The following is a 24,057-nucleotide window of genomic DNA, read 5'->3' as shown; positions in this document are numbered from 1 at the left end:
AGGGTAGCTGAATGGTTGGAGTTGCTGGATCCGTGTTCAGAATTCGCTTCAGGGGGAAACTATGCTTCAGAAATTTAAAAGAATCGACGGCCCCATTATTACCATTTTGCTCTTGTTGATGGGGATCAGTGTTGTTGCCGTATATAGTGCAGGCCGCTATTGGGCCGGGCATCAGAACGATTATATCAGTATTATTGTCAACTATGCGATTGGTTTTGTGGCGTTGGCCGGTATGACATTGCTTGATTTCCGCATCTTTATCAAATATGCGAGATATATCTATCTGGGTGGCCTGCTGGTGCTGATGCTGGTGTTCTTTTTCGGGGAAAACCTGAACAACGCGCAAGGATGGCTGAGGATTGGCGGTCTCAGTATCCAGCCGGCCGAGCTGTTCAAGCTCGGGCTGATCATCAGTTTGGCCTACATGCTGATGCTGAGACGGCAGGGTGAGCTTCGCTTTGTCCGTGATGTGCTCCTGATTGGTCTGGTCACGTTTGTCCCTTTTGCTGTTGTCATGGCGCAGAACGATTTGGGGAATGCGCTTGCTTATCTTGTCATTCTTATAGGCATGCTGTGGATCGGCAACATGAAAGCATCTCATGCGCTAATTGGTCTTATTATATTTACGGTAGCGGTAGTTGGCGGAATCAAGGCTTATACTACCTTTCATGAAGAGATATACACCTTTATGAAAGATATAGGCCGGCAGCATTGGACAGACCGCCTCGATCCATGGCTAATGCCGGATGAAGCCAGCGCAGCGGCCAAGTGGCATACGGAGAATGCCAAACTGGCGATTGCGTCCGGCGGCATGACCGGCGAAGGGTTTTTACAGGGCTCTTCGGTCCAATCCGGCCGTGTGCCGTATACGTACTCGGACTCCATATTTGTAGTGATTGCTGAGGAATTCGGCTTTGTGGGTTCATCAGCACTGCTGCTGCTCTATTTTATCCTGATTCACCGCATGATTTTGATCGCGCTGGAATGCAGGGACAGGGCAGGACCGTATATTGTGGTCGGCATTGTGTCCATGCTGCTGTATCAGATATTTGAGAATATTGGCGCCTTCATCGGCATCATGCCGCTCACTGGCATTACTTTGCCGTTTGTCAGCTATGGCGGCACGTCGCTCCTGATTAACATGGCGAGTATGGGGTTGATTATGAGCATCCGCGTTCACGGGCAGGAAATAGATGATGATTTGCCTGATCCGGTCCGGTCTCGGACGGTCAAGCAGACTTAAATTCATAGGTATCTTGCAGGGGTTCTTTCCATAGGGAGAGGGCCTCTGTTTTTTTGTTGATTATAATAATGCGTGTTCAAAAAGTCAGGTTTTCAGCACCGAGAAGGTTGGATGAAGCTAGGGACTGAGGAGCGGAGCGTACGTTTTGTGTACGTGAGCACCGGAAGGCCCGGCTGAATTCAAGATTCGATGTCGAGTCCGCTTCCTGACTTACTTCGTGATCAAAAGATGACTTTTTGAACAACTTCTAATAGTTTCATAGGTTTATCCCTCTGGCAGACGGACATACTGATAGACATAAAGAGGAGCGGGGGGAACGGGAATGAAGGCAGCAGTCAAACAAACCGTAATTATCCTAGTATGTTTATTTATATTAGTTATGTCCTGGGAGGGGCAGAAAGTAGACGCCGCCGTACCCGGCTGGGTACAGCAGGCCTCAGCGATTCCGCATGATTCGATCCGGCTTCGCATTCTGGCCAATTCCGATTTGCCGGGGGATCAGCTCGTGAAATTACAGGTCCGGGATGCGGTGGTAGCCGAGATGAATACGTGGATCGATGAGATGCAGCAGCCGCGAAGTCTGGAGCAAGCCCGGAGTATCGTACGGACACGGCTGCCGGAAATCCGGGAAACGGTAGGCCGGGAGCTTGCCCGTCAAGGACTGACGTATTCGTATAATGTAGAGCTGGGACAAGTTCCATTCCCAACTAAAATTTACGGCAGCAGAGTGTATCCTGCGGGACAATACGAGGCCGTCCGCATTACGCTGGGAGCGGGTGCGGGCAAGAACTGGTGGTGTGTTCTGTTTCCTCCTCTGTGCTTCGTCGGGGCGAGCAGCCCCCAGGGGGCTGACAAGGCAGTCGCTGCCGGTAAAAATACTGAACAAGGCGACAATAAAGAAGATCAGGTTGAGGTACGCTTCTATCTGGTGGATAAAGCGGTTGATTTATGGAATTGGGTTGGCGGACTGCTTTCCTAGCAAGTGCATCAATAAACGGTTTTCTAAATGTGATATAATAAGTGAACGAAAGCCAGGAACTTGAGCTTATACGGAAAACTGAACCCAATCAAGAAGGTATAGGATGAATAAATATGAATGATGATCAAAAGCTGCAGCCTGAAGACGCCGGCGGCCCGGCACAAGCCGGGAAGCGTCCGACGTTCTGGTGGGACGTGAAAAACCTGGAGCAGGCCGTGGCGAATGAAATGGAACCGGGAGGGAGCTCGTATACAGGGCATCCCTCCCAGTTTGCGGCACTGGCCTTGCGGGAGGCGGCTGCTTTGCTGCGTGCGGGCGATACGGTTGCTTTCCCGACGGAAACTGTATACGGACTCGGTGCCGATGCCCGCAATACCGCCGCTGTAGAGGCGGTTTTTGCTGCGAAGGGCCGACCCTCTGACAATCCGCTCATCGTGCATATTGCGCGGCGCAGCCAGCTCGATGAACTCGTGCAGCAGGTGAACGGCACGGCGGAGGCCCTGATCAAGGCGTTCTGGCCGGGGCCGCTTACGCTGGTGCTTCCGGTCAAGCCGGGCGTGCTGTCCCCGCGCGTAACGGCGGGGCTGGACACGGTTGCCGTGCGGATGCCGGACCACCCGGTGGCGCTGCGGCTGATTGCCGAGGCCGGGTGCCCTGTGGCAGGGCCAAGCGCAAACCGCTCCGGTCGTCCGAGCCCGACGACTGCCGAGCATGTGCGCGAGGACCTGCAGGGCCGGATCGGCGGCATCGTCGATAGCGGCCCTACCGGCGTGGGGCTGGAGTCGACCGTGGTGCAGGTCGGCGACGACGGCACCGTGACGATCCTGCGCCCTGGCGGCATCACCGCCGAGCAGCTCACCGCCGTCTGCCCGGCCGTCACGACCGACCCGGGCCTGGCGGGCACCGCCGGCTCCGACACCCCGGCTCCCCGCTCGCCGGGGGTGAAGTACACGCATTACGCGCCCCGCGGGCGCTTAAGCGTGGTGGAAGGCCCGTCTCCGGCAGCGGTGACGGGCCTGATCCGGCGCGAGCTGGCCGTGGCGGGGGCCAGCGGAGAGCGCACGGCCGTGCTCGCTTTTGACGAGCACGCAGCCGATTACATCGGGCAGCGCGTCTATACGCTCGGAAGTCTCGACACGCTGCAGGAGGCGGGGCGGCGCCTGTACGGGGTGCTGCGCCGCTGTGACGAGGATGGCATTACTTTCATTCTCGCAGAGGCCTGTCCGCCGCACGGGCTTGGCGCGGCCGTTATGAACCGGCTGCTGAAGGCGGCCGGACATCAGGTGATCCGGGCAGACGAAGCCCGCGAGTAGCCTGCAGCACTGACAAAGCCGCAGTACCGGGAACAGCCCGCAGCTGCCGCATGCCTCAGTGCCCCTTCCATGGATACGGCATGTACTAGTTTCCTCCTTGTCCGCATATCGTGTACAGATTGAAAATGTACATGGAGGAATGACCATGCTTGAAGCCACTTCCCATATGGGACAACTTCTGACCGTTCTGATCATGGCCCTTGCACTCGGGATGGATGCTTTTTCGCTCGGAATCGGTGTAGGGATGAAGGGCGTCCGGCTGCAAGATGTCCTGCGGATCAGCGCGGTCGTTGCCTTGTTCCACTTGGTGATGCCGCTGCTGGGCATGTTCACAGGGCATTTCATGAGTGAAGTGTTTGGACATGTTGCGGCCTATGTGGCTGGTGGCCTGCTCATTTTGCTTGGCTGTCATATGATTTATAATTCAATATATGGAAGCAGCGTGCCGCTGCTGGATTACCGCTCTTCCGTCGGAGTGATCCTGTATGCGCTTGGCGTGAGCATGGACTCCTTTTCGGTGGGTGTGTCCCTTGGCATGTTCCGGAGCGATCTGTTGCTGACGGTTGCCGCCTTTGGCGGAGCCGGCGGTGTGATGTCAGTCCTGGGGCTGCTGCTGGGAAGACACGTCAGCCGCAATCTGGGTGAGTACGGAGAGGCGATCGGCGGGGCCATTTTATTTGCTTTTGGAATGATGTTTATTTTTTGATTTTTGCAAGCTGCAGCGTGGAGAGCAGGAGGTGGGAAGTCATGAAAAATATTTTGTTTGTATGTACAGGCAACACATGTCGGAGCCCGATGGCGGAAGCGATGCTGCGCAAGCTGGCTGTTGAACGCCGGCTTGGTCTGGAGGTGCGTTCGGCCGGAGTAGCCGCAATGGACGGCACATCAATTTCCCGTCATGCCGAAGCCGTGCTGCGGGATCACGGAATCAGGGAAGCCTTCCGTTCCACATCGCTGCATGGGGAACTGGTGGAATGGGCGGACCTGATCCTGACTCTTACGCAAAGCCATAAGCGGCATGTGATCCAGCGCTTTCCTGCGGCAGCGGGGAAGACGTACACACTGAAGGAGTATGTTGAGGATGATCCGGCAGTCCTGAACGACCTGCAAACACTGGACAGTCTGTTCGCCTCCCAGGAAATGATGGCCTCCCTCGGCCAGGAGCTTTCCGTGGAAGAAAGGGAGCGTATGATTGAAATCCGGCAGCGGATTCCAAGCTTTGACATCTCCGATCCTTTCGGCGGATCACGAGAGGATTACGACATCGCGGCAGCGGAAATCCGCACGGCGTTGCACCGTCTGGCGGATAAGCTGGAAAATCGGAAATAATCACACCGTCTGGCGGATTTTTGGTGCAGATTGCTGTTGATTTCCCCGCATTGATAAATTAAGATAAGGGTACATGAACGAGAATCCGGTGTAACTGGCGACGAAAGTGGGCTAAACCACGGTGGAGCATCGGATATACGGCCGGTCGCCTGGGCAAAAGAGCAATTCCGCGAGCAGTCGCGGACTGCTCTTTTTTCATTTAGCAGGTTTCCTCTGCCCAGGATGGCAGCTTGTCGTTTTTGCTAAAACAAAGGCGGGGCTATTCAGCTGGAATGAAAGCTGAAACTATGCTGGACTGCGGAACAGGGGGGCTTGAGATGGAGCATATGGAGATGGCAGTCGGCCTGCGCGCGAATACTGTAGCTATATTAAGGGAGCTGGCCGCTGTCGCAGAATTGAAGCCGGGCAGGCTGCTGGTCATTGGTGCAAGTACCAGCGAGGTGGCTGGACGGCGAATCGGCACGTCCGGAGCGCTGGAGGTGGCTGAGCAACTGCTGGCAGGTGTCAGGGAGGTGCAGCAGGAATATGGATTTGATGCTGTATTCCAATGCTGCGAGCATCTGAATCGTGCGCTCGTGCTGGAAAGAGCTGTCATGGAGAGGCTCGGCTTGAAGGAAGTGGGCGCCGTGCCGGTGCCGAAGGCTGGCGGTTCCATGGCTGCTGCGGCTTTCAGGTCGATGAAGGAGCCGTGCCTGGCCGAAACAATCGAAGCGCATGCTGGTCTGGATATCGGCGAGACGCTGATCGGCATGCATTTGCGCAGGGTGGCCGTTCCCTTCCGGCCGAGCCTCCGTCATATTGGGAAAGCGCGGGTCAATGCAGCCTTTACCCGTCCTCCGCTGATCGGCGGCGAGCGGGCGGTTTACCGGCTGGAACTGTAAAAAGAATACAAACAAGCATAATAACGCGGGGAGGAACTTTATTATGATGGAAAATTTGCGCAAAAATGATCCGGCTGTGCTGGAAGCGATGGGGCTTGAGCTCAAGCGCCAGCGGAACAATATTGAGCTGATCGCATCTGAAAATATCGTGAGCGAAGCGGTTATCGAGGCGATGGGCTCCGTTCTGACGAACAAATATGCCGAAGGATATCCCGGCAAGCGTTACTACGGCGGCTGCGAGCATGTCGATATTGTGGAAAATATTGCGCGCGACCGGGCGAAGGAGCTGTTTGGTGCTGAGCATGCCAACGTGCAGCCTCACTCTGGCGCACAGGCCAATCTGGCGGTTTACCTGACAGCGCTGAATACCGGTGATACGGTACTTGGCATGAACCTGGCGCATGGCGGTCACCTGACGCATGGCAGCCCGGTAAATGCATCTGGTTTGCTGTACAATTTCGTGGCTTACGGCGTGCGTGAAGACAACTTCCTGATCGATTATGATGAAGTGCGCAAGGCGGCCTTCAAGCATCGTCCGCGTCTCATAGTAGCCGGAGCAAGCGCATATCCCCGCACGATCGATTTCGAAGCCTTCGCTTCGATTGCGAACGATGTCGGTGCTTTGTTCATGGTGGACATGGCGCATATCGCCGGTCTGGTCGCTGCAGGCATTCATCCAAATCCGGTGCCGCATGCCCATTTTGTGACCACTACAACGCACAAAACGCTGCGCGGACCGCGCGGCGGCATGATCCTGACACGCAAGGCTTGGGCACAGGCCATCGATAAAGCGGTATTCCCGGGTACGCAGGGCGGGCCGCTTATGCATGTGATTGCTTCCAAAGCCGTAGCTCTTGGCGAGGCGCTTCAGCCTTCTTTTACCGAATACGCGAAGCAAGTGGTGCGCAACGCCCAAGTGCTGGCGGAAACGCTTATCAGCGAAGGTGTCAATATCGTGTCCGGCGGTACGGACAACCACCTCATGCTGATCGACACGCGTAATTTGAACATTACGGGGAAAGACGCGGAGCATGTGCTCGACTCTATCGGCATCACGGTGAACAAGAACGCGATCCCGTTTGATCCGACCAGCCCGTTTGTAACTAGCGGTATCCGCATTGGCACACCTGCGGCTACTTCCCGCGGCATGGACGAGAATGCCATGATTGAAATCGGCCAAATTATTGCCAAAACGCTGAAAAATGCGAAGGATGAAACCATCCTGGCGGAGCTGCGCAGCCGTGTCACTAAATTGACCGACCAGTTCCCGATTTACCCTGAAATTCAATATTAAGATTCTGTCCGAGCGCTAGCGCGATTTATAAGACCGTTCGTGTCCTGTAAAGGATGCGGGCGGTTTCTTTGTGTTTAACCTCTGAGCGGCGGACCCTTTCAGGTGTAAACACCTGCTGAGTCCTTTCCGTTATAAAGGTAGTTCAAAAAGTCATCTTTTGATCACGAAGGAAGTCAGGAAGCGGACTCGACATCGAATCTTGAATTCAGCCGGGCCTAAGCGGATGCTTCCGAAGCATGTTTCCTACGGAAACATTTCAGGTGCTCACGTACTCCACGTACGCTCCGCTCCTCAGTCCCTAGCTTCATCCAACCTTCTCGGTGCTGAAAACCTGACTTTTTGAACTCGCACTTATAGGAAATTTGGATAGAAACGTGGAAAACTCGGGCGTGACAGGTGTTAAATCATGCCGGGGAATGATATAATAAACGGGATTTGTGGCAGGATGTATGTACAGGGATTTTATCGAGTGAACACCGGAGGGACTTTTTATGGGCAAATTGGTGATATGTGATCACCCTTTAATTCAGCACAAACTAACATTTATTCGCGATGTTCGCACCAATACCAAGGATTTTCGTGAATTGGTGGATGAAGTGGCCACTTTAATGGCTTATGAAATTACGCGTGATATACCGTTGGAAGGCATCAAGGTACAGACTCCTGTGGCTGAGACGGAAGCCAAGGTGATTTCAGGCCGCATGCTGGGACTGATCCCGATTCTGCGGGCCGGGCTGGGCATGCTGGACGGAGTGGTCAAACTGATCCCGGCGGCGAAGGTAGGGCATGTCGGATTATTCCGCGATCCGGAAACACTGCAGCCTGTGGAATATTACACCAAGCTCCCTACGGACGTAACGGAACGCGAACTGATTGTAATCGATCCGATGCTGGCTACCGGCGGCTCGGCGATTGCGGCGATTGATGTGCTGAAGAAACGGGGCTGCACACAGATCAAGATGATGAACCTGATCGCTGCTCCGGAAGGTGTGAAGGCCGTACAGGACGCACATCCGGACGTTGATATTTATGTAGCTGCACTGGACGAGCGTCTCGACGATCACGGCTATATTGTGCCTGGGCTTGGCGATGCCGGTGACCGGTTGTACGGTACGAAGTAAGCGCAAAACCGTTAAAAGGAGTCTACAATGTCTAAAATTAAAGTAATGACCATTTTCGGTGTGCGCCCTGAAGCAATCAAAATGGCGCCGCTTATTCTGGAGCTTCAGCGTCACCCTGAGCATATTGAATCGATCGTTTGCGTAACGGCACAGCATCGTCAGATGCTGGATCAGGTGCTTGAGGTGTTCAAGATCACCCCTGATTACGATCTCGACGTGATGCAGGACCGGCAGAGCCTGAACGAAATTACGCTGCGCGTCCTGGCAGGACTGGAGCCTGTTCTGCGCGAAGCGAAGCCCGATATTGTGCTGGTGCACGGGGATACGCTGACCACCTTCCTCGCCAGCTATGCCGCCTTCATGCAGCAGATTCAGGTCGGCCATGTTGAAGCAGGGCTGCGGACGTGGAACAAGCTGTCTCCTTACCCGGAGGAGATGAACCGGCAGCTGACAGGCGTGCTGGCTGATCTTCATTTCTCCCCGACAGATTGGTCGGCTGGCAACCTGCACCGGGAGAACAAGCCAGAAGACCGCATTTACGTTACAGGCAATACGGTAACTGATGTTTTCCAATATACGGTGCGGCAGGATTATGATCATCCGGTCCTGAAATGGGCGGAAGACAAGCGACTGATCCTGATGACCGCGCACCGCCGCGAGTCGCAGGGAGAGCCGCACCGCAACATCTTCCGCGCAGTCAAGCGCATCGCGGATGAATTCGAGGATGTGGCGATCGTGTATCCGGTGCATCCAAGCCCGGCGGTAAAAGAGCCGGCATTTGAAATTTTGGGCGATCATCCGCGCATCCGGCTGATCGATCCGCTGGACGTGGTGGATTTTCACAATTTCTACGCCCACACCCACCTGATTTTGACCGATTCGGGCGGGATGCAGGAGGAGGCGCCATCCTTTGGTGTGCCTGTGCTGGTGCTCAGAGATACCACGGAACGGCCTGAGGGCATCGAAGCAGGGACACTTGAGCTTGTCGGGACGGATGAAGAAAAGGTATATGAACGTACCAAAGCGCTGCTGACCGATTCCGCAACCTATGAAACGATGAGCAAAGCGGCGAATCCGTACGGTGACGGGCATGCTTCGGAAAGAATTGTCAATGCCATACTTCACCATTTTGGCATCCGCAAGCAGCGTCCTGAACAGTTTCACAGAATGTTCACAAAATAAGTTTGAATCAAGTTCTTACAAACCAGCAGTTGAACATACAGTTCAACTGTACGGTTTGCAAGGGTTTGAACTGCTTAATACCTTGTTTTTGAGCCGATTTTCCCGCTTTAGGGCGCTAAAATCTGTTCATTGACAAAAAGTCTGCTCATTCAGTAAAATGAACTGGAATTGCAGGGGTGACGTGGAAATGGCTGAGCCGGAAAAGCCGGATCGCAATCGGAATGACGGGGGAAATCCCTGGAAGGCAATTGGTCTTGTCAGCGCTCTCGGCATTGATTTGGCTGTATGCGCTTTTGCCGGATTTTATGCAGGCGGTTGGCTGGATGAGAAGCTGGGAGGGACAGGTATATGGATTGCCGTAAGCGTTCTCGCGGGATTGGCTGTCGGCGGAATCAGTGTTGCCATGGTCATCAGAAAGGTATTGAGGAACAGCAATGAGTGAAATGGCCAGATTTCAAAGAGTACTGTGGGTAGTTGCGCTTTTCTTTATGGCTCTTTGCTTCCTGGTGGCGGCCTTGATGCCGCATCACCGTGATGTAGCTCACGGTTTGGTTTTGGGAACCGTAGTAAGCTGTCTAAATGTGCTCTATATGTCCTATAAAGTCGGGAAGGTGGCATCAGCTGCGGCAGGCGAAAGTGGCAAGAAGGTTGTAGGGATAGGTTTCGGCGTAAGAGTTGCTACCTCGATCCTCGCTATGGTTCTCGCCCTGGAGTTTCCGTCTTATTTTCATGAAATCGCGGTCGCGGCAAGTCTTGTCTTCGGACAACTCCTTCTTTTAGTGATAGGCATCATACTTGCACTTCTGGAAGATAAACAGCGAGACTGAGAAAGGGGTGAGAAAAAAATGCATGAATCACCGATTATCGCACTGGGCGGATTGCGCTTTGACCTGTCGATCATATTGATGCTGATTGTGACCTGTACTGTTGTTTTTGTTCTTGCCCGATTGGCTACCAGAAATTTATCGGTCGAAAATCCGGGAAAGCTGCAGAATTTTATGGAATGGGTCGTCGAATTCATTCAAAATATGATTTCCAGCACGATGGATATGAAGAAGGGCAAGCCTTTTCTGTCTCTCGGCATGACGCTTCTCATGTTTATTTTTGTAAGCAACATGCTGGGCCTGCCGTTTGGTATCGTAACCAACTATGAAGATCCCGCTGAGGCGACCTTCTTTGGCAAACCGCTGGTTTCGGTGCAGGAGCTGTTTGCGGAGGCGCATGAGAAAAATCCTGAGGAACACCCTCACGCGGCCGTACAGTGGTGGAAATCACCTACGGCGGATGCAGGGGTTGCCATGGGCTTGGCCGGCATGATCTTCTTGCTGGTACATATTCTGGGTATGTTCCGGAACACCAAGGCTTATTTTAAGCATTATGTGCAGCCGTTCCCTTTCTTCCTGCCGATTAACCTGATCGAGCAATTCTCCAAGCTGCTGACACACGGAATGCGTTTGTTCGGTAACATTTTCGCAGGCGAGGTTTTGATTTCCGTGCTGCTCAAGCTGGCGGCCCTGGGTGTGGCAGGCTCGATTGCTTCCGTGCTCGGATTGATTGTTTGGCAGGGCTTCAGTATATTTGTCGGAGCGATCCAGGCGTTCGTCTTTACAATTCTGACGTTCGTTTATATCTCTCAGGCAACAGAATCGCATGATGAACACTAGGTTTCAAGGTTAAGTTCAGGAGTTCCGCTTCGCGCTTAACTGTAAATATATGAATAACACAATTTCACATCTCTAAGGAGGATTATTAACAATGGGAGTTTGGGCATTTGTAGCAGCAGCTATCGCTGTAGGTTTGGGCGCGCTTGGCGCAGGTATCGGTAACGGTCTGATCGTAAGTAAAACAGTTGAAGGTATCGCTCGTCAGCCAGAAGCGAAATCCTCTCTGCAAACGGTAATGTTTATCGGTGTAGGTCTGGTAGAGGCCCTGCCGATCATCGGTGTCGTTCTGGCATTCATTTTCTACGCAGCAGCTTAATTGAATGGAACAAGGTTTGGCGGGGAAGGCACAGCCATCCGCGCCTTCTTTGTTGAGTTTAGTATGATCATGTCAATGGAACCGACGTTTACCGGAAAGGAGTGACTTCAATTGCAATTGGAATGGACATCTATCGTTCTTACGTTAATCGCGTTTTTGATTCTGTACTGGCTGTTGAACCGTTATGCTTTCGGTCCCCTCTTTTCCGTCATGGAGAAGCGGCGTGAGCTGGTCACACAGCAAATGAACGAAGCGAAGCAAACCCGCGAGCAGGCAGCGGCCTACGTGGAGGAGCAAAAACAGGCCCTGCAGCAGGCGCGCAAGGAAGCCTACGATATCATTGAGCAATCGAAGCAAACCGGCAGCAAGCAGGCTGAGCAAATTATTGGCGAGGCGCGCAGCGAAGCGGGGCGTCTCAAGGACGAAGCCGTGCGCGAGATCGAAAGCGAGCGCAATAAAGCGATTGCCGCTCTGCGCAGCGAAGTGGGCAAAGCATCCGTGCAGATTGCTTCCAAGCTGATTCAGAAAGAAATCAAGGATGATCAAGTCCAGGAAGAGCTCGTTGACCAGTACCTGAAAGAGGTAGGGGGCAGAGCATGAGCCAGGATACTGTAGTTGCCAAACGGTATGCGAAGGCCCTGTTTGAGGTAGCCGAACAGCAGCAGAAGGTGACGGAAACAGAACAGGAGCTCAGAGCTTTCGTGGTAGCTGTTTCAGGAGATGCGGAGATCCGGGGCTTCATCAATTCCCCGAATGTGCCGGAGCCGGTGAAGCTGCAGGTGCTGGCCGGAAGCTTTGAGGGCAGGCTATCCGCTCCTGTCCTTAATACGATCAAGCTGCTGATTCAGCGGGGCAGAACGGATCTGTTCGGAGCGCTGCTGGACGGTTATCTGGCGATTCAGGAGGATAAGCTTGGCCTTGCTGATGCCAAAGTGTACTCGGCATATGCACTTGACGACGAGGAAAAAGCGGCGGTCGCCGAACAATTCGGCGCGCGTGTAAATAAAACGATCCGGGTGGAAAATATCGTGGACCCGGAACTGCTCGGCGGATTAAAGGTGGTCATCGGTGACACGATGTTCGACGGCAGTGTGGCCGGCAAGCTGGAGCGGCTCGAGAAGTCTTTCAATAGACGAGTATAGAAGATAGGGGTGAACACACTTGAGTATCAGACCTGAAGAAATCAGCACATTGATTAAAAGTCAAATTGAGCAGTATAAAACGGACATTGAGGTTGTTGAGGTCGGCACCGTTGTAGAAGTCGGTGACGGGATCGCCCGTGTCTACGGTCTTGAAAAAGTTATGTCAGGCGAGCTGGTTGAATTCGAGAACGGCGTTTTGGGCTTGGCACTCAACGTGGAAGAAAGCAATGTCGGTGTCGTTATTCTGGGTGAATACTCCAACATCCGTGAAGGCGGACAAGTAAAGCGTACGGGACAGATCATGCAGGTTCCTGTAGGCGAAGCTTTGATCGGCCGCGTAGTGAATCCACTGGGGATTCCGGTGGACGGCAAAGGGCCGCTGGCTACGACAGAATTCCGTCCGGTGGAATATCAGGCTCCTGGCGTTATGGCTCGTAAGTCTGTTCATGAGCCGATGCAAACCGGCATCAAGGCGATTGACGCGATGGTACCGATCGGCCGTGGTCAGCGGGAATTGATTATCGGTGACCGTCAGACGGGTAAAACCTCGGTTGCGATCGACGCCATTCTGAACCAAAAAGGCAGCGGTATGAAGTGTATCTATGTTGCCATTGGCCAGAAGCAGTCAACCGTGGCTCAAGTAGTTGAAACTCTGCGCCGTAACGGTGCATTGGAATATACCATTGTGGTTACAGCATCAGCTTCCGAGCCTTCACCGTTGCTGTACATTGCACCATATGCAGGCGCTGCCATGGGCGAGTACTTCATGTTTAAAGGCGAGCATGTCCTGATCGTGTACGATGACCTGTCCAAACAGGCTGCGGCATACCGTGAATTGTCCCTGCTGCTTCGCCGTCCTCCGGGCCGGGAAGCTTATCCGGGTGACGTATTCTATCTGCACTCCCGTTTGCTGGAGCGTGCAGCCAAGCTGAACGACGAGCTGGGTGGCGGTTCCATGACGGCGCTGCCGTTCATCGAAACGCAGGCTTCCGACGTTTCGGCCTATATTCCTACGAACGTAATCTCGATTACGGACGGACAAATCTTCCTGGAGGCGGACCTGTTCCATGCAGGTCAGCGTCCGGCGATCAATGTGGGTATTTCCGTATCTCGTGTCGGAGGTTCCGCGCAAATCAAAGCCATGAAGAAGGTTGCAGGCTCCCTGCGTCTGGATCTGGCTCAATACCGGGAGCTGCAGGCATTCTCGCAGTTTGGCTCCGATCTGGATAAGTCGACCAAAGCCCGTCTTGACCGCGGTGCCCGCATGATGGAAATCCTGAAGCAGGACGTGAACCAGCCGTTGGCTGTTGAACTGCAGGTTGTCAGCTTGTATACAGCGGTTAGAGGTTACCTTGACGATATTCCGGTAGGTGATGTTGGCCGTTTCGAGAAGGAATTCCTCATGTACATGCAGTCTAACCACGACAATGTCCTGCAATCGATTCGCAATACGAAGGATCTTGTTGCAGATAATGAAACAGCGCTGAAAGCGGCAATCGAACAGTTCAAGAAAACGTTTGCTCCCTCGGTCTAAGCTGTACCCTGTGAATGAGTAATTTTCAGCCAAGTCCGCTCTCCTTTGCCGGACTTGGCTCATAAATAGGATATTGTATTGCTTTGCTTACGAAGATAGCTTTGACTTCGTCAAAGCTTTAAGGTGGTGAAATCATGGCAAAAGGCATGCGCGAGATTAAACGCCAAATCAAAAGTGTGCAGAACACAAAGCAGATCACCAAGGCGATGGAAATGGTGGCGGCCTCCAAACTGAGAAAGGCGCAGGAGAAGGCTGATGCCGCTCGTCCTTATGCGGAGAAGCTCAAGGAAGTGGTTGCGAGCATCGCCACCGGAACCAAAGGAATCAAGCACCCTATGCTCGATACCCGTCCGGTGAAGAAAACGGCGTATCTGATCATCACTTCAGACCGCGGTTTGGCCGGCGGATACAACTCCAACATTTTGCGGGCGGTCACTGCGACCCTGGCTGAACGCCACAGCTCACAGGATGAGTTTGTGCTGTTCGTCATCGGGCGCAAGGGACGCGACTACTTCACACGCCGCGGTTATGCCCTGGCGGATACGGTAACGGATCTGTCTGATTCACCGGCATTTGCGGATATCAAGTCCATCGCCTACAATGCGGTCCAGGGATTTGAAAAGAGCGAATTTGATGAGCTGTATATATGCTACAACCGATTCGTGAATGCGTTGACCCAGATTCCGACGGTGGACCGTCTGCTGCCGATGGCCGCTCCGACAGCCACCGAAACGTCTCTGTCCGCCAGCTACGAATATGAGCCGTCGGCGGAGGGCGTCCTTGAGGTACTGCTTCCCCGTTATGCAGAAACGCTCATTTACGGAGCTTTGCTTGATGGTAAAGCCAGTGAACTTGGCGCGAAGATGACGGCGATGGGTTCGGCGACCAAGAATGCAACGAAAATGATTAATGAGCTGAGGCTTACTTATAACCGCGCCCGCCAAGCGGCAATCACCCAGGAAATCACGGAGATTGTAGCGGGAGCAAATGCACAAGTGTGATCGGAGTTTCATCAATATCATAGCTTAGCGGCGCAAAGCAACAGGCAACGTATCGGAATTTGCTGTGCAAAGCTTGTAGGAGGGAAACAAGAAAATGAACAAAGGACGCGTTGTGAGCATTATGGGTCCGGTTGTCGACGTTGAATTCGAACGTGGTCAGCTTCCGGAGCTTCTTAATGCCATCACTATCCAAGGTGAATCGGAAGGCGGCAACAAAATCAGCCTGACACTGGAAGCTTCCAAGCATCTGGGGGACAATCGTGTACGCTGTATCGCAATGTCTTCTACCGACGGTCTTGTACGCGGTATGGAAGCAGTGGATATGGGGGCGCCGATTTCGGTGCCTGTAGGTGAGGTTACGCTTGGCCGTGTGTTCAACGTGCTGGGGCAACCTATTGATGAAGCGGGCTCGGTAGAGAGTGCTATAAAAAATCCGATTCACCGTCAAGCGCCAGCGTTTGACGAGCTGACGACACAGGCAGAGATGCTGGAGACAGGAATTAAGGTTATTGATCTGCTGGCTCCTTATGCCAAGGGCGGTAAAGTCGGCTTGTTCGGCGGCGCAGGTGTCGGCAAAACCGTAACGATTCAGGAATTGATCAATAACATTGCTCAGGAGCATGGCGGTATTTCCGTGTTTGCAGGTGTAGGCGAACGTACACGTGAAGGAAATGACCTCTACCATGAGATGAGAGATTCGGGTGTAATCAATAAAACAGCGATGGTATTCGGACAAATGAACGAGCCGCCAGGTGCCCGTTTGCGCGTGGCGTTGACAGGTCTGACGATGGCGGAATACTTCCGTGATCAGGAAGGCCGCGACGTACTGCTGTTCGTTGACAACATCTTCCGTTTCACCCAGGCGGGTTCCGAAGTATCGGCATTGCTGGGACGCATGCCGTCCGCTGTAGGTTATCAGCCAACGCTGGCAACCGAGATGGGACAACTGCAGGAGCGTATTACTTCCACCAAAAAAGGTTCGGTTACCTCGATCCAGGCCATCTACGTGCCTGCTGACGACTACACGGACCCGGCTCCGGCTACGACGTTTGCCCACTTGGACGCCACAACGAACCTGGAACGTAAAATTTCCGAAATGGGCATTTATCCGGCGGTGGACCCGCTGGCATCCAGCTCGCGTATTCTTACTCCAGAGGTCGTAGGTGAAGAGCACTACCAGGTAGCTCAAGGTGTAAAACGTATCCTGGCTCGCTATAATGAGCTGCAGGACATTATTGCGATTCTGGGTATGGATGAGCTCAGTGAAGAAGATAAAATGCTGGTTGCGCGTGCACGTAAAATCCAACGCTTCCTGTCTCAGCCATTCCACGTGGCCGAAGCGTTCAACGGCTTCCCGGGCAAATACGTTCCGGTTAAAGAAACGGTGCGCAGCTTTAAAGAAATTCTGGAAGGCAAGCATGACAATCTTCCGGAAGCGGCTTTCTTGTTTGTAGGCACCATTGAAGAAGCGGTTGAAAAGGCCAAAAATCTGTAATCGTACATGACAGCAGGTAGGTCTTACGAAGTAGGCTGTCGATGGACAGCCTGTCAGGAGGGATGGAAGTGAGCACCTTTTTGTTGGAAATCGTGACCCCTGAGCGCCAGGTTTACTCGGAGCAAGTGGAGAGTCTGAACGTTCGGGGCGTGGAAGGGGAACTCGGCATCTTGGCCGGGCACATTCCGATGGTCACTCCTCTGCAGATTGCTCCGGTCAGCATCAAAGCCGGCGGCAGGACTGAAATCCTGGCGGTCAACGGCGGTTTTGTTGAAATCCGGAAAGATAAAGTCGTCATTCTCGCCGAGAGCGCAGAGCGTCCGTCTGAGGTTGATGTGGAACGCGCTAAGGCAGCTCGGGAACGCGCTGAAGTCCGTTTGCAGAGCAGGCAGGATGAGTATGACCACCGCAGAGCGGAGCTGGCGCTGCAAAAAGCCGTGAACCGCTTGAAAGTGTCCGAAAAATAAATTGTGTTCGTAGGAAAAAAGAATCAATATATATAGGTCGAAAGCCCGGTGGTTTTAACCGCCCGGGCTTTTTTTATGGAAGTTCGCGAATAATTTGTGGAACCTTGCGAATAATCAGAAAAATGCAAAAAAATCAGAATTACATGGATTTTGAACGGTATTTCAAGCAAGATGAGAATGACTAATTATTGAAAAATGTCGAAAGTGATTGAAAAAAACGTAAATAGGACTGGATTGTTGCGCTTTCGGCAAGTATTATATAATAGTCCAAGCTGGCAAGCAGACATGAAAGAATCCTGATTTCATTGTTTGCATTTTTACCGCTGACGCATATGATGCACATATAGGCTGTTCACGAACTGAACAGTCGGGCAGCGGTCAATGAACTGCGCTCAGTGATCCGGAGGTGCTAAATCGTGACGGATGAATTAACCCGGCAGATCGGCCAAACAACAGGCATGAGCAGCATGGTCTCCATGATGGTATCCCTCATATGCATAGCCTTGGCCTGGTGGTCGCTGCAGAGTGTTAAGTTCGACTTGTGGATCAAGAACCCCAAGGGGGGACAGGGAAGGCTGCTGCATCTGTTTTTGGCTGTAGTGCTTGGAAGACTTGTGGCCGGCTTTTTGCTGGATTACATTTCCTGGAGCCAACTGTTGAGGTATATGTTTGTCGAATAGGATCGACAGTGGTGGTTAACAATGAATTTACATGGCTTTGCTCGGTAGACAGTAACAACGTTACGGGCAGGACAGACATGCAATAATGAAAAAATGCTTGTATAAGCGCTTTGAACGATGATATGATGGAATTTAGTGAGTCATTAAATCCATGTGATTTATTTTGAATATTAAACAATTTTTTTACACCACATTTACAAAAAATGAACCTCGTTTGCCGTGGCAGTCTGATCTGGGCCGCCGGGTTGCGAAACACGAAAATAGCGGATACCGTTCTTTTTTTCCACACCGGAAAAGGGAAATGACGCGCGGAGGGAAGCATGATGAGCAAATTTATCGTCCGCGGCGGCAATAGACTGGTCGGAAGCGTAAAAGTGAGCGGAGCCAAAAACTCTGTTCTTCCGATTATCGCTGCCTCTCTTTTAGGGGAAGAAGGAGAAAGCGTCATCGTTGACGCGCCTCCTCTAGACGATGTAATGACGATTAATAAAGTATTGGAATCGCTGGGAGCAAGCGTTACATATCAAGATGAAATCATTCGTGTTGACGCACGGTCGATCACATCCTGTGAAGCGCCGTATGAATGGGTGCGGAAAATGCGCGCATCTTTTCTGGTCATGGGGCCGCTGCTGGCACGGATGGGGTATACAAGAATTTCCCTTCCGGGAGGTTGCGCTATCGGCACACGTCCGATTGATCAGCATCTGAAGGGCTTTGAGGCGCTTGGGGCGAAAATCAGCCTGGGCCAGGGCTATGTGGAAGCCAGAAGCGATGGGCGTTTGCGTGGCGCCAAGATTTATTTGGACGTTGCGAGCGTCGGAGCGACCGAGAATATTATGATGGCAGCTTCGCTTGCTGAGGGTATCACCATTATTGATAATGCGGCAAGGGAGCCTGAAATCGTTGATTTGGCCAACTATTTGAACGGGATGGGCGCCAAGGTGCGCGGAGCCGGTACCGGAGTGATTCGCATCGAGGGTGTTGAGAAGCTGCACGGCGTTCGTCATACGGTCATTCCTGATCGCATTGAGGCCGGTACTTACATGGTAGCGGCAGCTATAACAGGCGGCGATGTCTATGTAGAAGGCGCCATTTCCGATCATCTGGGTCCTGTGATTGCAAAAATGGAGGAAATGGGCGTTACGGTCCAGCCGGATGAGAACGGCATTCGTGTTATGGCCAGCAAGCTGCTTAAAGCGGTTGATGTCAAAACCTTGCCATATCCCGGATTTCCGACAGACATGCAATCCCAGATGATGGCCCTGCAGCTCGTTGCGGAAGGCACGAGCGTCATTACCGAAACGGTGTTTGAGAACCGCTTCATGCATGTGGATGAATTCCAGCTGATGAACGCGGAAATCAAGGTAGAAGGACGCTCGGCAATCGTCACCGGCAATGCAAAGCTTACAGGCGCAAAAGTATGTGCTACCGATTTGCGGGCAGGTGCCGCCCTGATTTTAACGGGTCTCGTTGCTGAAGGGACTACGGAGGTCAGCGGTGTTCATCATATAGACCGCGGATATGTGCATCTGGCTGAGAAGCTCACCACTCTTGGAGCCGACATCTATCGGGTTTCGGTAGAAGAGAGCAAGCCGGAAGCTGCTTCTGTCGAAAGGGTGGTCAAGGAAGAAACGAAGGGTGCTTTCAAAATACAACCGACCCTGGCATAATCGATTGAATTCAGTAGTACTTCCACACATAAGAGTTGCTCTCCCCGGGCTTAACCGGGGCCGGGCAGCTCTTTTTTTTGTCCTTCAGTCGGGCATTGCGGCTCTCTGCTTTCTCTCAAATCCGGTTCTATCAAGCGTGAACCTTTCATATGAATGAATATCCGGTCCGGTCAAGCACCCCGGTCTCACTTCATAGAACGGAGGTTTCTCCCAAATGAAAGATTCTCGTGCCAGGATCCGACGGCTGTCGCCGGGTCCGATAGTTGCATTAACCGCTCTGCTCCTGATGGCGCTTATTCTGCCGGCCGTGCTGGTGTGGCCTAGGGGGACGCACCCGCAGCCCTCGCCTTCAGGAAAAGTTGTGCCGGATACTGCAGCACAGCCGGAGTCCGTGGACTCGAAGAAGAAAGCAGCCTCATTCAAGACGGTTAAGGTCAGCGTCTTCTTAAGCTCCACAGGCGCAATCGAGACTCTTCCTCTTGAGGACTATGTAACAGGAGTGGTGGCGGCCGAAATGCCGCCTGAATTCGGGTATGAGGCTCTAAAGGCACAGGCGATTGCAGCCAGAACATTCATAGCCCGGCGTTTGCTGGCCAAGGATACAAGCGGTACGCCCAACGGGGCTGACGTGACAGACACCGTAGAGCATCAGGTATATCTGCCCCTGACAGCGATTCGGCAGCAGGAGCAGAATCCGCAGCGGGCCGAGGAGCTGGCTGCTATCCGTAAGGCTGTCAAAGAAACGAAAGATATTATAATGACGTATAAAGGGAAGCCGATCACTGCAGCTTTTTTCTCAACAAGCAATGGATATACGGAAAACTCCGAGGATGTCTGGACGGCATCCGTCCCTTACCTCCGCAGTGTTCCGAGCCCGTGGGATCAGCGGATCTCGCCCCGCTACAAAGAAAGCATAACGATGAAGATCGCAGAAGTTTTGGACAAACTCGGTCTGAAGGGGGAGGCTGTGCAGGCTGCTTCAGGGTCGGGTGTTTTCCCGGAAATCAAAATTCTATCTACTACCGAGGGGCACCGGATTAAGAGCATCCGCATCGGAGACACCGTTTTTAAAGGAACTGACTTGCGTCAGCGGCTTGGACTTCGATCCAGCGAATTTACATGGGTAATTCGGGGAGAGCAAATGGTCATCACGACTTACGGCAATGGCCATGGAGTCGGCATGAGCCAGTGGGGTGCGAACGGAATGGCCAAGGAAGGTTATACGGCAACCCAAATTCTCAAACACTACTACACAGGAATCGGTTTCTCCAAAGCCTCGCAGCTGCTTTAAACGATATAAATATAAAATTTTCAAATTTTCTGAGAATACAAGTATAAAAGAGTAGCGCCCGGTAACACTGGTTACTGAGGTGATGAAACCATGAATGAACAAAACAAAAACCAAAATCACGAAGAATCTTCCAAAATCAAAATGGGAGAAAGAGCTTCACAGCCGTCTACGTGGAAAAAGCTGTTGTCCAAAAGGTGGGTATATCCTGCAGCCTACATTGCCGCAGCAGCCATCATACTAACTCTTGTGTGGGTCTATCAGGATACCAGCACAAAATCACTGGAGCAGAATCCTGCCATTCAAGGAACAGCTAACAGTGTGACGGATGATGTCGGTCTTAATGGGGAGCAGGAAAGTGTAGAAGTGGTCGCCCAGTCCGAGAACATGGTTTGGCCTGTGGCGAATGCTAACGAGGTAACGATTGTAAAGCCGTTTTTTGATGAAACCGCATCAGAGGATGAACAGGCTGCGGCGATGGTGGAATATGACCAAACCTTCACGGCCAATACAGGTATCGACCTGGCCCGCTCTGATGACGCGGTATTTGATGTAAAGGCTGCGATGAGCGGCAAGGTAACCCGTGTAGAGCAGCATCCCCTGATGGGCAACATTGTTGAAATTACACATGATGATAATCTCAAAACCGTGTATCAAAGCCTTGACCAGGTAAAGGTCAAAGAGGGCGACCAAGTGAAGCAGGAGCAGGTTATTGCTTCGGCAGGCCGGAATGAAATGGAGAAGGCCCTGAACAACCATCTGCATTTCGAAGTTATTGAGGAAGGCAAGCCGGTAAATCCGACAACGCTGCTTCCGCAAAAATAATCATGCTCGTCCCAAGGCAGGGGGAACCGTCCCTCTGCCTTTTTTTTGTGCCTTCCAGGGGCTTTGTCTACATCCCACAAGGAAATAATTAGGGCCACGGAAGCTTGTCACAGCGCCAAACCGAGCATATCTATCCCCGCCACTCATATAATGTACCAAACTATCCACAGTGGGGAGGCGGGAGTGTGCACGATTACATCAAGGAACGGACCATTAAAATTGGCCGCTGCATCGTAGAAACGAGACATACGGTCCGTACGATCGCCAAGGAGTTCGGTGTATCCAAGAGCACGGTGCATAAGGATTTGACCGAACGGCTGCCTGAAATCAATCCGGACCTTGCGGATCAGGTGAAGCATATTTTGGAATACCATAAATCCATCCGCCATCTGCGGGGAGGGGAAGCGACAAAAATTAAATACAAAAAAACGAACGACAGCACGCATGATGTTCTGGTATCCGGCAAGTCCTGAATTTTTGTAAGATTATACACACTTATCCATTGAATCCTTCCCCTGAAGTATGATATGTTAAAAGATGGTACAAGATCGAATTATGTCACGACACTCTTCAATAATGTACATAAATTTCCCGGTTCTTGTCACTTCTTAAAATATGACTTTGGGGGCTCTTTTATATGATTAGCAAGGATATCGGAATTGATCTGGGTACGGCAAACGTGCTGATACACGTGAAAGGAAGGGGTGTCGTACTAGACGAACCTTCTGTCGTTGCTATTGAAGGGGATACGAAGAAAGTTCTTGCTGTCGGAGAAGAAGCGCGCCGTATGGTCGGACGGACACCCGGCAACATTACGGCAATCCGCCCGTTGCGTGACGGGGTCATTGCAGACTTTGAAATTACAGAATCCATGTTAAAATATTTTATCAGCCGGGTTGGGGGCAAAAGCTGGTACAGCCGTCCCCGGATTTTGATCTGCGCGCCGACGAATATCACTTCAGTGGAGCAGAAGGCGATTCGTGAAGCGGCTGAACGAAGCGGAGCCAGGGAGGTTTTCCTGGAGGAAGAGCCCAAGGCGGCGGCGATCGGTGCAGGTATGGACATTTTCGAACCGAGCGGAAATATGGTTGTAGACATCGGAGGCGGAACGACGGATGTTGCCGTGCTGTCGATGGGGGATATCGTAACAGCTTCATCGATTAAGATGGCGGGGGACAAGTTCGACGAAACCATTTCCAAGTTCGTTAAAGAAAAGTACAAGCTCCTGATCGGGGAGCGCACCGCCGAGGATATCAAAATTGCGATTGGAACTGTGCACCCGGACGGACGTCAGGCTGAAATGGACATTCGCGGACGGGATATGGTGTCAGGCCTTCCAAAGACGATTTCCATTTCCGCGCGCGAAGTGCAGGGGGCCCTGGAAGACCCGGTAAGCAGTATCATAACCGCGGCAAAGTCGGTGCTTGAGCGGACGCCGCCGGAATTGTCGGCAGACATCATTGATCGTGGTGTCATTCTCACCGGAGGAGGAGCGCTGCTCAGCGGATTGGATGAGCTGCTCTCGCAGCAGCTGCGGGTGCCTGTACTGGTGGCTGAAGATCCTATGCACTGTGTGGTTAAGGGCACGGGAATTATGCTGAATAACCTGGATCAGGTGGTTAAGAAAAGATTCTGATCTGCCGATATAGATAGTTAGACAAGTTCAATCCATGACGGATGCAGCACGGTGTGCTGCATTTTTAAAATAGATGAATCGAGGAGCTGAACCACCAGTTATGCTGAGAGGACTTTACACTGCCGCCGCAGGTTTGATTACCCAGCAGCGCCGTCATGATACGGTTACACAAAATATTGCCAACATCAACACGCCCGGATATAAGCAGGAGACAGCCGTGCAGCGTGCATTCCCGGAAATGCTTATTGCCATGACAGGCGGTTATGCGGACAACCCTAACCGTACGGTAGGGCGTCTGAACATGGGCGTTTTCGCGGAGGAGAGCCTCTCCCCATACGTTCGGGGACTTATTACGCCAAGCGGAGAAACAACCGACTTTGCTATGGAGTCCAATATTATCGTGAACGACCCGGCAACAGGACAGCCAATGAACTTTGACTCCTCGGGCAAGTATGCGGATGAGAACGGACAAGTCACGTACAGACCGGAGGCCTTCTTCATGGTACGGGATGAGGAAGGCAATATTCGTTATACACGGGACGGGCATTTCCGGGTGGACGGCGTCGGAACCCTTCGTACATCCGCAGGCTCTGAGGTGTTGGATGACAATGGGGATCCTATTACCTTGACCGGATCGGTGAAAGATCTTAAAGTAAACGGACGGGGGCAGCTCCAAGGGCAGTTCCGTGAAGGAGATCAGCAGACAGAAATTACGCTTGGCATCAGCATTATCGACCAGCCTTATCAATTGGTTCGTGAAGGCAACGGCAATTTCAGGCTGGACACGCAAAGCGGCGCGACCGCAAGATTACTGCAGGGCGATGACGATGTGGAAATCAAGCAAGGCTACCTGGAAGGCTCCAATGTGGACGCCACCCAGTCCATGGTCGATATGATGGCTGCGCAACGCGCCTACGAGTCCAATCAAAGAGTCATTCAATTCTATGATGCAAGCCTTGACAAAGCTGTTAACCAGGTAGGACGGGTATAGGGGGAA

26 protein-coding genes and 1 riboswitch are annotated in these 24,057 nt (G+C 52.5%); all 26 genes read left to right on the top strand.

Annotation, left to right across the window (positions count from 1 at the left end):
- Positions 1-61 precede the first annotated feature (61 nt).
- Complete coding sequence (locus tag ACE5LO_RS05925) at positions 62-1,243, top strand: FtsW/RodA/SpoVE family cell cycle protein (protein ID WP_375519107.1); 1,182 nt, start codon at positions 62-64, stop codon at positions 1,241-1,243.
- 322 nt (positions 1,244-1,565) lie between these two features.
- Positions 1,566-2,222, top strand: coding sequence for a stage II sporulation protein R (gene spoIIR / locus ACE5LO_RS05920; RefSeq protein ID WP_375519106.1), 657 nt, complete (start codon positions 1,566-1,568; stop codon positions 2,220-2,222).
- Between the two features lie 227 nt (positions 2,223-2,449).
- On the top strand, positions 2,450-3,535 hold the full coding sequence (locus ACE5LO_RS05915) for an L-threonylcarbamoyladenylate synthase (RefSeq protein WP_375519290.1): 1,086 nt from the start codon (positions 2,450-2,452) through the stop codon (positions 3,533-3,535).
- A 145-nt stretch (positions 3,536-3,680) separates the two neighbouring features.
- Entirely contained in the window at positions 3,681-4,241 is a 561-nt protein-coding gene (locus tag ACE5LO_RS05910; RefSeq protein WP_375519105.1) for a manganese efflux pump MntP, read from the top strand.
- A 41-nt stretch (positions 4,242-4,282) separates the two neighbouring features.
- Positions 4,283-4,864 (top strand): low molecular weight protein arginine phosphatase, encoded by a 582-nt coding sequence (locus ACE5LO_RS05905; RefSeq protein ID WP_375519104.1) that lies wholly within the window; start codon positions 4,283-4,285, stop codon positions 4,862-4,864.
- Positions 4,865-4,944: 80 nt separating this feature from the next.
- A riboswitch (ZMP/ZTP riboswitch) is annotated at positions 4,945-5,026 on the top strand.
- A 164-nt stretch (positions 5,027-5,190) separates the two neighbouring features.
- Positions 5,191-5,745, top strand: a complete 555-nt coding sequence (locus tag ACE5LO_RS05900) for a TIGR01440 family protein (RefSeq protein WP_375519289.1) — start codon at positions 5,191-5,193, stop codon at positions 5,743-5,745.
- A gap of 43 nt (positions 5,746-5,788) precedes the next feature.
- Positions 5,789-7,039: a serine hydroxymethyltransferase gene (glyA, locus tag ACE5LO_RS05895; protein ID WP_375519103.1), complete on the top strand. Its 1,251-nt coding sequence runs from the start codon at positions 5,789-5,791 to the stop codon at positions 7,037-7,039.
- 491 nt (positions 7,040-7,530) lie between these two features.
- Complete coding sequence (upp, locus tag ACE5LO_RS05890) at positions 7,531-8,160, top strand: uracil phosphoribosyltransferase (protein ID WP_375519102.1); 630 nt, start codon at positions 7,531-7,533, stop codon at positions 8,158-8,160.
- Between the two features lie 27 nt (positions 8,161-8,187).
- Positions 8,188-9,342 (top strand): non-hydrolyzing UDP-N-acetylglucosamine 2-epimerase, encoded by a 1,155-nt coding sequence (gene wecB / locus ACE5LO_RS05885; protein ID WP_375519101.1) that lies wholly within the window; start codon positions 8,188-8,190, stop codon positions 9,340-9,342.
- A gap of 187 nt (positions 9,343-9,529) precedes the next feature.
- On the top strand, positions 9,530-9,784 hold the full coding sequence (locus ACE5LO_RS05880; protein ID WP_375519100.1) for an AtpZ/AtpI family protein: 255 nt from the start codon (positions 9,530-9,532) through the stop codon (positions 9,782-9,784).
- On the top strand, positions 9,777-10,169 hold the full coding sequence (locus ACE5LO_RS05875; protein WP_375519099.1) for an ATP synthase subunit I: 393 nt from the start codon (positions 9,777-9,779) through the stop codon (positions 10,167-10,169). Before ACE5LO_RS05880 ends, ACE5LO_RS05875 begins: the two co-directional genes overlap by 8 nt.
- Positions 10,170-10,187: 18 nt before the next feature.
- Positions 10,188-11,006 carry a F0F1 ATP synthase subunit A gene (gene atpB / locus ACE5LO_RS05870; protein WP_375354665.1) on the top strand — a complete coding sequence of 273 codons (819 nt, stop codon included), beginning with the start codon at positions 10,188-10,190 and terminating at the stop codon, positions 11,004-11,006.
- A 91-nt stretch (positions 11,007-11,097) separates the two neighbouring features.
- On the top strand, positions 11,098-11,322 hold the full coding sequence (gene atpE / locus ACE5LO_RS05865) for a F0F1 ATP synthase subunit C (protein WP_305753724.1): 225 nt from the start codon (positions 11,098-11,100) through the stop codon (positions 11,320-11,322).
- Positions 11,323-11,433: 111 nt separating this feature from the next.
- Positions 11,434-11,922 carry a F0F1 ATP synthase subunit B gene (atpF, locus tag ACE5LO_RS05860; protein WP_375519098.1) on the top strand — a complete coding sequence of 163 codons (489 nt, stop codon included), beginning with the start codon at positions 11,434-11,436 and terminating at the stop codon, positions 11,920-11,922.
- Entirely contained in the window at positions 11,919-12,464 is a 546-nt protein-coding gene (locus ACE5LO_RS05855) for a F0F1 ATP synthase subunit delta (protein ID WP_375519097.1), read from the top strand. The genes atpF and ACE5LO_RS05855 overlap by 4 nt, the downstream gene beginning before the upstream one ends.
- Before the next feature lie 19 nt (positions 12,465-12,483).
- On the top strand, positions 12,484-13,998 hold the full coding sequence (atpA, locus tag ACE5LO_RS05850) for a F0F1 ATP synthase subunit alpha (RefSeq protein WP_375519096.1): 1,515 nt from the start codon (positions 12,484-12,486) through the stop codon (positions 13,996-13,998).
- Between the two features lie 134 nt (positions 13,999-14,132).
- On the top strand, positions 14,133-14,999 hold the full coding sequence (gene atpG / locus ACE5LO_RS05845; RefSeq protein ID WP_375519095.1) for an ATP synthase F1 subunit gamma: 867 nt from the start codon (positions 14,133-14,135) through the stop codon (positions 14,997-14,999).
- Between the two features lie 94 nt (positions 15,000-15,093).
- Positions 15,094-16,494, top strand: a complete 1,401-nt coding sequence (gene atpD / locus ACE5LO_RS05840; protein WP_375354660.1) for a F0F1 ATP synthase subunit beta — start codon at positions 15,094-15,096, stop codon at positions 16,492-16,494.
- Between the two features lie 68 nt (positions 16,495-16,562).
- Positions 16,563-16,961: a F0F1 ATP synthase subunit epsilon gene (locus ACE5LO_RS05835; RefSeq protein ID WP_375519094.1), complete on the top strand. Its 399-nt coding sequence runs from the start codon at positions 16,563-16,565 to the stop codon at positions 16,959-16,961.
- A gap of 458 nt (positions 16,962-17,419) precedes the next feature.
- A complete protein-coding gene (locus ACE5LO_RS05830; protein ID WP_375519288.1) occupies positions 17,420-17,641 on the top strand; it encodes a DUF1146 family protein in 222 nt (73 codons plus the stop codon).
- A gap of 323 nt (positions 17,642-17,964) precedes the next feature.
- Entirely contained in the window at positions 17,965-19,311 is a 1,347-nt protein-coding gene (murA, locus tag ACE5LO_RS05825; protein WP_375519287.1) for a UDP-N-acetylglucosamine 1-carboxyvinyltransferase, read from the top strand.
- A 214-nt stretch (positions 19,312-19,525) separates the two neighbouring features.
- Positions 19,526-20,602: a stage II sporulation protein D gene (spoIID, locus tag ACE5LO_RS05820; RefSeq protein WP_375519093.1), complete on the top strand. Its 1,077-nt coding sequence runs from the start codon at positions 19,526-19,528 to the stop codon at positions 20,600-20,602.
- A gap of 90 nt (positions 20,603-20,692) precedes the next feature.
- On the top strand, positions 20,693-21,424 hold the full coding sequence (gene spoIIQ / locus ACE5LO_RS05815; RefSeq protein WP_375519092.1) for a stage II sporulation protein SpoIIQ: 732 nt from the start codon (positions 20,693-20,695) through the stop codon (positions 21,422-21,424).
- A gap of 185 nt (positions 21,425-21,609) precedes the next feature.
- Positions 21,610-21,897 (top strand): sporulation transcriptional regulator SpoIIID, encoded by a 288-nt coding sequence (gene spoIIID, locus ACE5LO_RS05810; protein WP_375354654.1) that lies wholly within the window; start codon positions 21,610-21,612, stop codon positions 21,895-21,897.
- Between the two features lie 164 nt (positions 21,898-22,061).
- The gene (locus tag ACE5LO_RS05805) at positions 22,062-23,060 is read left to right on the top strand and encodes a rod shape-determining protein (RefSeq protein ID WP_375519091.1); all 999 of its coding nucleotides are present in this window, start codon (positions 22,062-22,064) and stop codon (positions 23,058-23,060) included.
- A 100-nt stretch (positions 23,061-23,160) separates the two neighbouring features.
- The gene (locus ACE5LO_RS05800; protein ID WP_375519090.1) at positions 23,161-24,051 is read left to right on the top strand and encodes a flagellar hook-basal body protein; all 891 of its coding nucleotides are present in this window, start codon (positions 23,161-23,163) and stop codon (positions 24,049-24,051) included.
- Positions 24,052-24,057: the final 6 nt, after the last annotated feature.

Origin of the sequence: Paenibacillus medicaginis, from assembly GCF_042138635.1 — a bacterium.
GTDB classification, from domain to species: Bacteria; Bacillota; Bacilli; order Paenibacillales; family Paenibacillaceae; genus Paenibacillus; species Paenibacillus medicaginis.
Note: the sequence above shows the minus strand (reverse complement) of the source record. Positions and strands in the feature narration are given on the sequence as shown.

Excerpts from the sequence above, each read along its gene's own strand:
- ACE5LO_RS05925 (WP_375519107.1), top strand. The coding sequence starts at position 62 with ATGCTTCAGAAATTTAAAAGAATCGACGGCCCCATTATTACCATTTTG.
- spoIIR (WP_375519106.1), top strand. The coding sequence starts at position 1,566 with ATGAAGGCAGCAGTCAAACAAACCGTAATTATCCTAGTATGTTTATTT.
- ACE5LO_RS05915 (WP_375519290.1), top strand. The coding sequence starts at position 2,450 with ATGGAACCGGGAGGGAGCTCGTATACAGGGCATCCCTCCCAGTTTGCG.
- ACE5LO_RS05910 (WP_375519105.1), top strand. The coding sequence starts at position 3,681 with ATGCTTGAAGCCACTTCCCATATGGGACAACTTCTGACCGTTCTGATC.
- ACE5LO_RS05905 (WP_375519104.1), top strand. The coding sequence starts at position 4,283 with ATGAAAAATATTTTGTTTGTATGTACAGGCAACACATGTCGGAGCCCG.
- ACE5LO_RS05900 (WP_375519289.1), top strand. The coding sequence starts at position 5,191 with ATGGAGATGGCAGTCGGCCTGCGCGCGAATACTGTAGCTATATTAAGG.
- glyA (WP_375519103.1), top strand. The coding sequence starts at position 5,789 with ATGATGGAAAATTTGCGCAAAAATGATCCGGCTGTGCTGGAAGCGATG.
- upp (WP_375519102.1), top strand. The coding sequence starts at position 7,531 with ATGGGCAAATTGGTGATATGTGATCACCCTTTAATTCAGCACAAACTA.
- wecB (WP_375519101.1), top strand. The coding sequence starts at position 8,188 with ATGTCTAAAATTAAAGTAATGACCATTTTCGGTGTGCGCCCTGAAGCA.
- ACE5LO_RS05880 (WP_375519100.1), top strand. The coding sequence starts at position 9,530 with ATGGCTGAGCCGGAAAAGCCGGATCGCAATCGGAATGACGGGGGAAAT.
- ACE5LO_RS05875 (WP_375519099.1), top strand. The coding sequence starts at position 9,777 with ATGAGTGAAATGGCCAGATTTCAAAGAGTACTGTGGGTAGTTGCGCTT.
- atpB (WP_375354665.1), top strand. The coding sequence starts at position 10,188 with ATGCATGAATCACCGATTATCGCACTGGGCGGATTGCGCTTTGACCTG.
- atpE (WP_305753724.1), top strand. The coding sequence starts at position 11,098 with ATGGGAGTTTGGGCATTTGTAGCAGCAGCTATCGCTGTAGGTTTGGGC.
- ACE5LO_RS05855 (WP_375519097.1), top strand. The coding sequence starts at position 11,919 with ATGAGCCAGGATACTGTAGTTGCCAAACGGTATGCGAAGGCCCTGTTT.
- atpG (WP_375519095.1), top strand. The coding sequence starts at position 14,133 with ATGGCAAAAGGCATGCGCGAGATTAAACGCCAAATCAAAAGTGTGCAG.
- atpD (WP_375354660.1), top strand. The coding sequence starts at position 15,094 with ATGAACAAAGGACGCGTTGTGAGCATTATGGGTCCGGTTGTCGACGTT.
- ACE5LO_RS05830 (WP_375519288.1), top strand. The coding sequence starts at position 17,420 with ATGAGCAGCATGGTCTCCATGATGGTATCCCTCATATGCATAGCCTTG.
- murA (WP_375519287.1), top strand. The coding sequence starts at position 17,965 with ATGAGCAAATTTATCGTCCGCGGCGGCAATAGACTGGTCGGAAGCGTA.
- spoIID (WP_375519093.1), top strand. The coding sequence starts at position 19,526 with ATGAAAGATTCTCGTGCCAGGATCCGACGGCTGTCGCCGGGTCCGATA.
- spoIIQ (WP_375519092.1), top strand. The coding sequence starts at position 20,693 with ATGAATGAACAAAACAAAAACCAAAATCACGAAGAATCTTCCAAAATC.
- ACE5LO_RS05805 (WP_375519091.1), top strand. The coding sequence starts at position 22,062 with ATGATTAGCAAGGATATCGGAATTGATCTGGGTACGGCAAACGTGCTG.
- ACE5LO_RS05800 (WP_375519090.1), top strand. The coding sequence starts at position 23,161 with ATGCTGAGAGGACTTTACACTGCCGCCGCAGGTTTGATTACCCAGCAG.